The 10,063-nt window shown below is 41.5% G+C and carries 7 protein-coding genes; all 7 read left to right on the top strand.

The window, feature by feature from the left end; translation table 11 throughout:
- Nucleotides 1-3,719, top strand: a 3,719-nt coding sequence (locus tag WBJ10_RS11795; RefSeq protein ID WP_424290532.1) for a PAS domain S-box protein, incomplete at its 5' end; no start/stop codon positions are given.
- Between the two features lie 69 nt (nucleotides 3,720-3,788).
- Entirely contained in the window at nucleotides 3,789-4,208 is a 420-nt protein-coding gene (locus tag WBJ10_RS11800; protein ID WP_424290534.1) for a response regulator, read from the top strand.
- Between the two features lie 6 nt (nucleotides 4,209-4,214).
- Complete coding sequence (locus tag WBJ10_RS11805) at nucleotides 4,215-5,249, top strand: PAS domain S-box protein (protein WP_424290536.1); 1,035 nt, start codon at nucleotides 4,215-4,217, stop codon at nucleotides 5,247-5,249.
- Between the two features lie 282 nt (nucleotides 5,250-5,531).
- Nucleotides 5,532-7,004 (top strand): ankyrin repeat domain-containing protein, encoded by a 1,473-nt coding sequence (locus tag WBJ10_RS11810; protein ID WP_424290538.1) that lies wholly within the window; start codon nucleotides 5,532-5,534, stop codon nucleotides 7,002-7,004.
- A gap of 1 nt (nucleotide 7,005) precedes the next feature.
- On the top strand, nucleotides 7,006-7,497 hold the full coding sequence (locus tag WBJ10_RS11815; RefSeq protein WP_424290540.1) for a DUF2271 domain-containing protein: 492 nt from the start codon (nucleotides 7,006-7,008) through the stop codon (nucleotides 7,495-7,497).
- A gap of 5 nt (nucleotides 7,498-7,502) precedes the next feature.
- Nucleotides 7,503-9,695, top strand: a complete 2,193-nt coding sequence (locus tag WBJ10_RS11820) for a PepSY domain-containing protein (RefSeq protein WP_424290542.1) — start codon at nucleotides 7,503-7,505, stop codon at nucleotides 9,693-9,695.
- A 2-nt stretch (nucleotides 9,696-9,697) separates the two neighbouring features.
- Nucleotides 9,698-10,063, top strand: a 366-nt coding sequence (locus WBJ10_RS11825; RefSeq protein WP_424290544.1) for an FAD:protein FMN transferase, incomplete at its 3' end; no start/stop codon positions are given.

The following is a 10,063-nucleotide window of genomic DNA, read 5'->3' on the forward strand; positions in this document are numbered from 1 at the left end:
GCAGTAAGGGATTGCATTGGTCGGATGAGGTTTATAATATTTGGGGCTTCGACAAAAAAACTTTCCATCTGGATTATGATTCTTATTTCAATACCATTCACCCGGACGATCGTGAAGAGTTTTTGAAAAGCAGGGAACGGGCCTTTAACACAGGCATTCAGCATGATATTGAGCACCGCATCATGCTCAAAGATGGAACAATAAAGTGGGTTCATACCCTTGGCAACCTGGTGAGGAACGAGCAGGGGGAAATAATCATATTCGAAGGGACTGTCCAGGATATTACAAAAGATAAGCTTGCACTGGAAAAATTAATGATCAGTGAAGCTCGCTATGAGTATGTTACCCGGGCTACCTCTGATGCGATATGGGACTGGAACCTTAGGACGGATGAAGTATATTACGGAGGTGCTTTCCAGACTTTATTTGGGTTTGCGGCTGATATCCCCAAAAGCCATAGCACATTCTGGGAGAATCATGTCCATCCAGACGATGTGAAAAAAACCCTTGAAGAGATCCAATCAATTATTAACGGAGATGCAGAAACCTGGACCCTTGAATACCGATTCAGAAAATCAGACGGTAAGTATGCATTTGTTGAGGACAAGGGCATTTTAATTAAGGATCAAAGCGGTACCCCGATAAAGATGGTAGGGGCAATGCACGATATTAGTGAAGTCAAAATTGGGGAAAGGCAGGAATCATTACATACGGAAACAAGCCGCCTGTTTAACCAGCCTGAAGTTCATCTGAATGATATACTCTCTCAGGTTCTTCAGCATATCCTATCTTACGGTGATATTTCCGTTGTTGAAATTTGGCTTCCAGAATCGGATAAAAAGCATTTAAAACTTGGTGCCCGGCATACTAAAGGCAAACAGTTCGATATATTCTATGAGGAATCGTTTGGCGTCAAAAGTTTCCTTTCGAGTGAGGGATTGCCTGGAAAAGTCTGGCAGACCAGTAGAATCGAGTATTGGGATGATATCGATACCAATTTAAACTTCCTGCGGAATGCTGCGGCTAAAAAAGCTGCTTTGAAATCCGCGATTGGGTTACCTCTCATTTATAATGATGAATTTATCGGGGTGCTCGTCCTCTGTCTCCAGGAAAAGGGAGAATATCTTCTGGAATACGGGGCTTTTCGAGATAGTTTTTGTCAGCATTTAAGTTCGGAAATAAAGAGAAAGCAGTTAGATCAGGAGCTGAAGCAGATATTCAGCTTTGCCCCGGATGTAATTTCAGTTGCTGGTACTGATGGTTATTTCAAAAAGATCAATCCCGCAGCCTGTGAGATGCTGGAGTATACCGAACAGGAGCTGTTATCATTGCCAGTAACTGCTTTTATTCACCCCGATGATAGAGATATCACAGGCCAGTTGATCGGAAGCCCTGGCTCCGGGCAGAGTACATTTTATTTCGAGAATCGATACATCGCTAAGTCAGGAAAAATAATATGGCTTGCTTGGACCAGCACCCCATCGCCTGAAGAAGGCCTCCTGTTAGCTGTCGCAAAGGATATTACGGACAAGAAAAAACTAGAAGTTCTACTTGAAAAGTCCAATATACTGGCCGAGATGGGGGGATGGGAGGTCGACGTGCAGAATAACTCCATCTATTGGTCGTCAGTTACTAAAACTATCCATGAAGTTGAGCCCGATTTCGAAGCAGATCTGGAAACGGCTGTCAACTTTTATCCCAAAGGGCTTAACCGGGATACCATTAGAAATGCGGTTGAGAAAGCAATTATTGATGGAACGCCCTGGGATATGGAATTGGAGATCGTTACAGCCAAAGGCAACAAAAGATGGGTCCGGGCAATCGGTGAGGCTGAATTTGTTAATGACAAATGTGTGAAATTGTACGGCAGTCTTCAGAACATCACAAACAGAAAAGTTGCTGAAATTGAACTCCTTAAAATTTATGACGAGAAGAATACGATTCTCGAAAGTATTCAGGATGGGTTTTATGCACTCGATAAAAACTGGGTAGTTACTTATTGGAACCATGAAGCGGAAAATCTTTTGTCGTTAATGCGCTCTGATGTTGTCGATAAGAACTTTTGGGAAGTATTCGAAAACGCAGTTGATTTAAAATTCTATTCGGAGTATCACAGAGCTGTTAGTGAAAACGTTCCGGTACGTTTTGAAGAATTTTTCGCACCTGTAAATGGCTGGTTTGAAGTCAGTGCATTCCCTTCAGAAGAAGGGCTCACAGTCTATTTTCGGGATGTGACAAACCGGAAGAACACAGAACTCGAATTACTGCAGTTTAAAAAGATAATTGATAATTCCAGGGACGGTATAGCTATCGTAGACCTGGAAGGCAAAGCCACTTATGTTAACCCTGCATTTGCCCAGGTTCTGGGATATGATCCAGCAATTCACCACCATCCGGAGTCTATTTATGCTAACCGAAAATTGGTAGCTAAGGTATTTGATACTTTGTTGTCGGGTAAATATTGGCAGGGCGATGTCGAAGTTAAAAATCCAAAGGGCGATCTAATAAGTTACTATTTGAGCGGCGGACCTGTATTAGACGAAGACGGGCAGCTTAAGGCAGTATATGGGATACATACTGACATTACAGAACGCAAGCAGGCTGAAGCAAGAATAAGAAAAGCTTATCATGAGCGAAACACTATTCTGGAGAGTATTGGCGATGGCTTTTTCGCGGTAGATAAGGTAGGGACAGTGACTTATTGGAACAGGGAAGCAGAAAAGCTGCTCGGAATAACGAAAATACAGGCGGTGGGACACCATTTGCAGGAAGTCTTCACTAAAATGGTTGATTCCCGTTCTTTTGCTCATTATTTCGAAGCTATAGAATCGAATCAGGTTCTGCATTTTGAAGACTATTACCCATCATTGCACAAGTGGCATGAAGTGAGTGCCTATCCCTCGGTTGATGGCCTCTCGGTTTTCTTTAAAGATATAACGGAACGGAAAATTTATGACATACAGGTAAGAGAGCTCAATAAGGTTTTAAAAACTAAAGTTAAAGAACTTGCTGTTTCTAACCGTGAACTGGAGCAATTTGCCTATGTGGCCTCCCATGATCTTCAGGAACCCCTGCGGATGATCTCCAGTTTTCTGACCCAGCTCCAGAGGAAGTACGACGACAAGCTGGATGCAAAGGCCCACCAGTATATTCATTTCGCTGTAGATGGTGCGAAACGAATGCGTCAAATAATACTGGATTTGCTTGACTTTTCCAGGGTAGGCCGGGTAGACGCGGAGTTCGAGTTAGTAAATTTTAATGAAGTAGTCAGCGAAATACTAATTCTTTTCCGTAAAAATATCGAGGATACAAAAGCTTTATTTGTTTTGAGTGAACTGCCTTCCATCGTTGTTCCCAAAACGAATATTCGCCAGCTTTTGCAGAATCTAATATCCAATGCAATTAAATATCATCCCCCTGGGGTTACCCCTCTAGTTGAAATAGGATATTCGGAAACGCCCGAACACTGGGAATTCTGGGTGAAGGACAATGGAATTGGTATCTCACCAGATTATTTTGATAAAATATTCATTATTTTCCAGCGTCTGCATACAAAGGACGAGTTTTCAGGAACTGGGATGGGATTAGCCATCTGTCGTAAAATCGTGGATAACCTCGGAGGGAAGCTGTGGGTTGAATCGGAAGAGGGAAATGGAAGTACCTTTTTCTTTACCATACCGAAACCAATAAACCGTGAGATGAGCCCCCCGAAACTTTAGTTGCGATGCAAGGCGTTAAATAATGATGTATATTTATAAATTACGATACTTGTATTAGCTCCTTATATTATGAAGCCTGTCGAGATATTACTAGTTGAAGATAATGAAGGGGATATACTTCTTACCACAGAAGCCCTGGAAGAGGGGAAAATTCTCAATAATACCAGAGTGGTACGTGATGGCAGGATGGCATTAGATTTCCTTGCTGAAGGCTTAAGATCAGGTACGCTTCCTGATCTGATTCTTTTGGATGTGAACCTCCCCCGGATTAACGGTCACGAAGTACTTCAATACGTTAAACATCATATGGAACTTAAACACATTCCAGTGATTATGCTGACTACATCATCAGCTGAAAAGGATATCAATTTATCCTACAAGAACCACGCGAACTGTTACATTACCAAGCCTGTAGATGCCACGGATTTTATTGAAGCTATATCGAAAATTGAAGATTTTTGGATTAATATTGTACAGCTTCCTAAATAATGTTGAATGCAGAACAGAAAGGATTCTAGACACTATAATCTGTTAGTAATCGAAGATAATCCCGGTGATTTTATGCTCATCGAAGATTATGTGATGGAATATTTTCACATGCCTAACCTTATAGTTGCCACGAGTTTGGGAGAGGCGAAAAAAATAATGATTGCTGAATCTTCGCCAAAGTTCGACCTGATCATGCTTGATTTGACTTTGCCTGATGGAGATGGAACAGGATTAATTACTGAAATCGTGGATGTATGCCCGGATTGCCCAATTATTGTTCTTACGGGATATTCTGATTTTGAATTTAGTGTGAAATCTTTAGCGCTGGGGGTTTCCGATTATCTTCTGAAGGATGAGTTGACTCCGTCCTCGCTTTACAAAAGCATCATTTACAATATCGAACGAAAGAAAACACACTCTGAACTGGAGGAATCACAGAAGCGTTACAGCAATCTTTTTCACTTGAGTCCTGATCCTACCTGGGTTTATGATGTAGATAGTCTTAAATTCCTTGATGTTAATGATGCAGCGATCGAGGAGTATGGATTCACTCATGAGGAGTTTTTGTCAATGACAATTAGTCAGTTAATACCTGAGAAAGAACTGAAAGCAGAAACGCCCCCCTCTTTATCTTTATGGTATGATGTCGATAAGACCAATCAAAAGGAAATTTTCCGTCATCAAAAGAAGGATGGAGCAGTAATCTTCGTGGAGAACCAGACCAGCGAAATACTTTTCCATGGCAGAAAAGCCCATATAATGGTAGCTCATGATATTACAGAGCGTATCAATTATATAGATGCCATAGAGAAGCAAAATCAACGATTCAGCGAAATTTCCTGGATCCAGTCACATGTTGTACGTGCTCCAATCGCCAGGCTGATGGGACTAATCGACTTAATTAAACATCCTGCCAGTGATGAACAGCTTAAGTCTGAATTGCTGGGATATATTCTTGAGTCCGCCCATGAACTGGACGAAATAGTTAAGGAAATCACGCTGAAGGCAGAAGAAATGAATCTTAACCAAAGCACGGAATAGTTCAATTATCGGCAACAGTATTCTCATAACAATCTTTAATTCCAATCTTAAGGCTCATTTATTTGGCACGCAACGAAATCGATTCATTAGCTGCTGTAAAAATTAAAATACAATAAATTCGCTTTCTTTGGTATTTAACCCCTATTTCCAGCGTGGGTTTCATTTTTCTAAGCCAGGTTTTTTTGGGATATGCAATCTAAAAATACACTATTTAGAATAATTCTTATTAACTTGCGGCCTTTTCAAGCAAGCCAAATCATTTTAGAATATCAACTCACAGGAATGAAATACTTATTTACAGTTTTGATCGCATTAGGGGGCCTGAGTGCTTTTGCGCAGACCAATATTTTCTTAGACCGTGCTTATTGGAAAACTGGTCCATCCGTAAGCGCTATCCAGGAACAAATTAAGAAAGGACATGATCCGGCAGAGTTGAATGCGGGAAGTTATGACCCGGCTGTTCTGGCGATTTCAGAGAAAGCCCCGAATGAATCCATTAAATTCCTTCTTACGCAAAAGGGCAATGATGTAAACAAGCTTACACATGACGGCAGAACGTATATTTTCTGGTCTGCTTCTGCCGGTAATACCGAATTGATGGAATATCTGCTGAGTAAGGGGGCGAAAACAGACCTGATTGATGATCATGGTGCCAGCCCATTGAATTTTGCAGCAGGATCAGGGCAGCCTGATACGAAGGTTTACGAACTTTTATTGAATAAGGGAACGGACCTGAAAAAAGATCTAAATGAGAATGGTGCCAATGCCTTGCTGTTGAGTGCCGGTACTGATAAAGATTTTGCTCTTTTAAATTATTTCATTTCCAAAGGCTTGGATATCAATAGTACGGACGAAAGCGGCAACACGGTATTTAATTATGTTGCACGGACCGGGAAGATCGACGTTTTGAAAAAGCTTCTTGAAAAGGGAGTAAAGTATAACGACAATGCCTTTATTATGGCATCACTAGGAGGAAGAGGTGGAGCTAATACGATGGAAGTATACCAATACCTCGAAAGCTTGAAATTGAATCCTGCTATTGTTGGGAACAATGGAGAGACTGTTCTCCACGGCATTGCAAGGAGAGATAAGCAGTCGGAAATTATCAAATATTTTATTTCTAAAAGCGTTGATGTCAACGAAGCCGACAATGAAGGGAATACAGCCTTAATGAATGCCGCTGCATCAAACCGTGATTTAGGTGCTATAGAACTTTTTGCGGGCCTGGTAAAAGATATCAACCAGAAGAATAAAAGCGGTGCTTCGGCACTTGCACTTGCCGTTAGAGGTAACAGCCCGGAAGTTGTAGCAGCACTAATTGCAAAAGGTGCAGACGTTAATGCTGTCGACACGAATGGTGATAATCTTGCTTATTACCTCATCCAATCTTACTTGGATCAAAACTCTGCAGCTTTTGACGCTAAGTTAAAAATGCTTCAGGAAAAAGGTTTCAATCTGGCAGCTCCCCAGAAAAATGGTAATACACTTTATCATTTGGCAGTAGCCAAAAATGACCTGGATCTTTTGAAGAAAATCCATGGAATGAATGTTGATAAGAATGCTAAAAACAAAGAAGGCTATACTGCACTTCATAAAGCAGCAATGAGCGCAAAAGATCCAGGTGTGATAAAATATCTTTTGGAGATCGGTGCTGACAAGAGCTCGAAAACAGAATTCGATGAGACCGCTTATGATTTAGCGGGAGAAAATGAGTTCCTGTCAAAAAATAAAGTGTCAATTGAATTTTTAAAGTAAGATGGGTAATTTATTTAAGGCAATCCTGGTACTGATAGCAATTGTCGGTAATTCGTTTGTTTCAAGCGCGCAAAAAGCGGGAAGCAAGAAGTATAAATGCATGATCCAGATGACGAATTATGCAGGGGAAGAAGCGTACATCGTAGTATCTCTGATCAACCCAAAAGGTGCGTATGAAAAGACCATTTATATGTTTGCAAAAAACAAGAAATGGTATAAAGATTTGGAGGAGTGGCATGATTTTAACAAAAAGAAGCCGGCCAATATCAGCGCTATCACAGGGGCTTCTGTAGCAGGAGGTGATCGCAGCATTAAAGTCTTTGAGATAGAAGATTCAAAGATAAACAAAGGATATAAATTGAGATTTGAAGTTGCTGTAGAGGATAAGGAATATCATGCGAAAGACCTGGAAGTGCCTCTGACAACTGCAAACCTTTCGGGGAAAATCGACGGTAAAGGATATATACGATACGTCCGGATGAGTCCAAACTAAGCAAAATGACTATTTCTATTTGGAGATTTAGTCATTTTGCACTGGCCTTATCTTCTTTTGTATTTATACTGCTTGCCTCTGTTACCGGCATTATTCTGGCTTTTGAACCCATTGCTCAAAAGTCACTTCCCTATAAAGTAAGTCATTTTGATAGCATAACCCTTGCTGAAAGTATCCCAGCAATCAGGAAATCTTATCCTGAAATCACTGAAATCACGGTTGATCACAATCAATTTGTTATCCTTAACGGGACTGATAAGGAAGGTGAAAGTGTAACAGTATATATTGACCCGAGAACAGGAAGATCGCTTGGTGTACCTGTTGTCCAGAACAGTTTCTTCGAGTGGGTAACCGCCTTTCACCGCTCACTATTTTTAAAAGAGCTGGGGCGATTTTTTATTGGGATCACTTCCTTTTTGCTTCTGTTAATTGCATTAAGCGGGACGGTCCTCGTCATCCAGCGGCAACATGGTGTAAAGCGCTTTTTTACCCGGATCGTACCGGAGAATTTTGCTCAATATTACCATGTAGTTTTAGGCCGCCTTTCTCTGATACCTATTATAATAATCGCCATCACCGGCACATATTTGTCGCTGGAAAGGTTTGGGATTTTCGAAACCCAACAAATTTCGCATAGTATCGACTTCGAATCCATTAGTACCGAATCCCCAAAGCCTGCAAAGGACTTTCCTGTTTTTCGGAATACCTTAATAGGGGATGTTCAAAGTGTAGAGTTCCCCTTTTCAGAGGATCCGGAAGATTATTTTACTCTGAAGCTGAAAGACCGGGAAATTGTTGTTAATCAGATTAATGGTGATATTCTTAGTGAAGTAGAATACACTGTTACCACTATGGCCACCGTGCTTAGTCTTGACCTTCATACCGGACGAGCCAGCAGAATATGGTCTATTATTCTGGCGATCGCTACAGTTAATATTCTGTTCTTTATTTATTCAGGTTTTGCCATTACGCTTAAGAGAAGGTCGAATAAAGTTAAAAATAAGTTCAGGGCTGACGAGAGCCGCTTTATAATCCTGGTTGGTTCTGAAAACGGGAACACCTTTCGTTTTGCGAATACAATCTGTACGCAACTACTGGAAGCCGGAGAACAGTGTTTCATTGGTGAGCTTAATAGCTATACCACATATCCAAAGGCGGAACATATTATCGTCCTGACAGCCACCTACGGGCTCGGCGACGCACCCACGAACGCCAGGAAGTTCTTAGATCGCCTGGAACAGAAGGAGCAATTAAACCGCATTAAATTTTCAGTATTGGGTTTTGGTTCCCATGCTTATCCTGATTTCTGCAAGTTTGCATTTGAAGTCGATAATAAAATTTCCATGAAGGACTGGGCGACGCAGCTTTTGGAGGTCCATACGGTTAACGACAGGTCACCTGAACAGTTTATGCATTGGGCTACACACTGGGCGAAGCTTGCGGGGGTGCCCATGAATATTTCTGAAGAAGCATTTCAGCCGAAATTACTGCCGCACAAATTAACTGTGATCGGACGTACCGAACCGACCCAGGTTGGCGGGTCTTTTCTGGTTACCCTGAAACCTTCCGGCCGCGTAAAATATACTTCAGGAGATCTTCTGGTAATTCATCCTGCACATGATCATCGGGAGCGGCTGTATTCAATTGGAAAAGTAAATGAGGCCATCCTGCTGAGCGTTAAGCTCTATGAAAATGGTTTAGGATCCGGCTTTTTAAATACCCTCATCCCTGGCCAGACATTTAAAGCCCGTATTGATAAAAATTCGCATTTCCATTTTCCAAATGACCGGTCCGCGGTGATTATGATTTCAAACGGAACGGGTATTGCACCTTTTCTTGGGATGATTGACCAGAATAAGAATAAAAAAGCCTGTGTTCTTTATTGCGGGTTCAGGAATGATCTCTCCTTCAGTGTATACCGGAAGCTCCTTAATGATAGCATTGAAAACCAAAGATTAAATCAGCTACATGTTGCCTTTTCACGCGAAGGAGAAAAGAAATACGTTAAGGATATTATTTCCAGGGACGAAGTTTTTGTTGCCCGAACTTTGGATGAGAGGGGAGCAATAATGATTTGCGGATCGCTTGCTATGCAGCAGAATGTCATTGAATTGCTGGAAGAAATTTGCCAGCGGCTAAATGGGAAAGCCCTGAGCTTCTACCAGTCCAGAGGACAGATTTTAACGGACTGCTATTGATCATGAAACAGGTTTTAACAGTGATTTTGGTTTTATCCGGGCTCTGTTCGAGTGCCCAGGTGCTTCAGCAAAGAGCGGTGCGTTTAATGGGAAGCAGGTTCGAAATAACTATTGTGGCAAAAGATTCATCGACAGCCAATGCTTATATCGATACAGTAGTCGCGGAAGTCACTCGGATAGAGCATCTCATATCTGACTGGATGCCACATACCCAGATTTCAGAAGTCAATAAAAATGCTGGTATCAAGCCAGTGGTTGTTGACAAGGAAGTCTTTGAGCTGACAGAACGCGCACTCTTTTTTTCCGAAATTACTGAAGGGGCTTTTGATATCAGCTTTGCAGCGATGGACCGAATATGGAAATTCGAC

It is taken from the genome of Daejeonella sp. (assembly GCF_049655485.1).
In the GTDB taxonomy this organism is placed as follows: Bacteria; Bacteroidota; Bacteroidia; order Sphingobacteriales; family Sphingobacteriaceae; genus Daejeonella.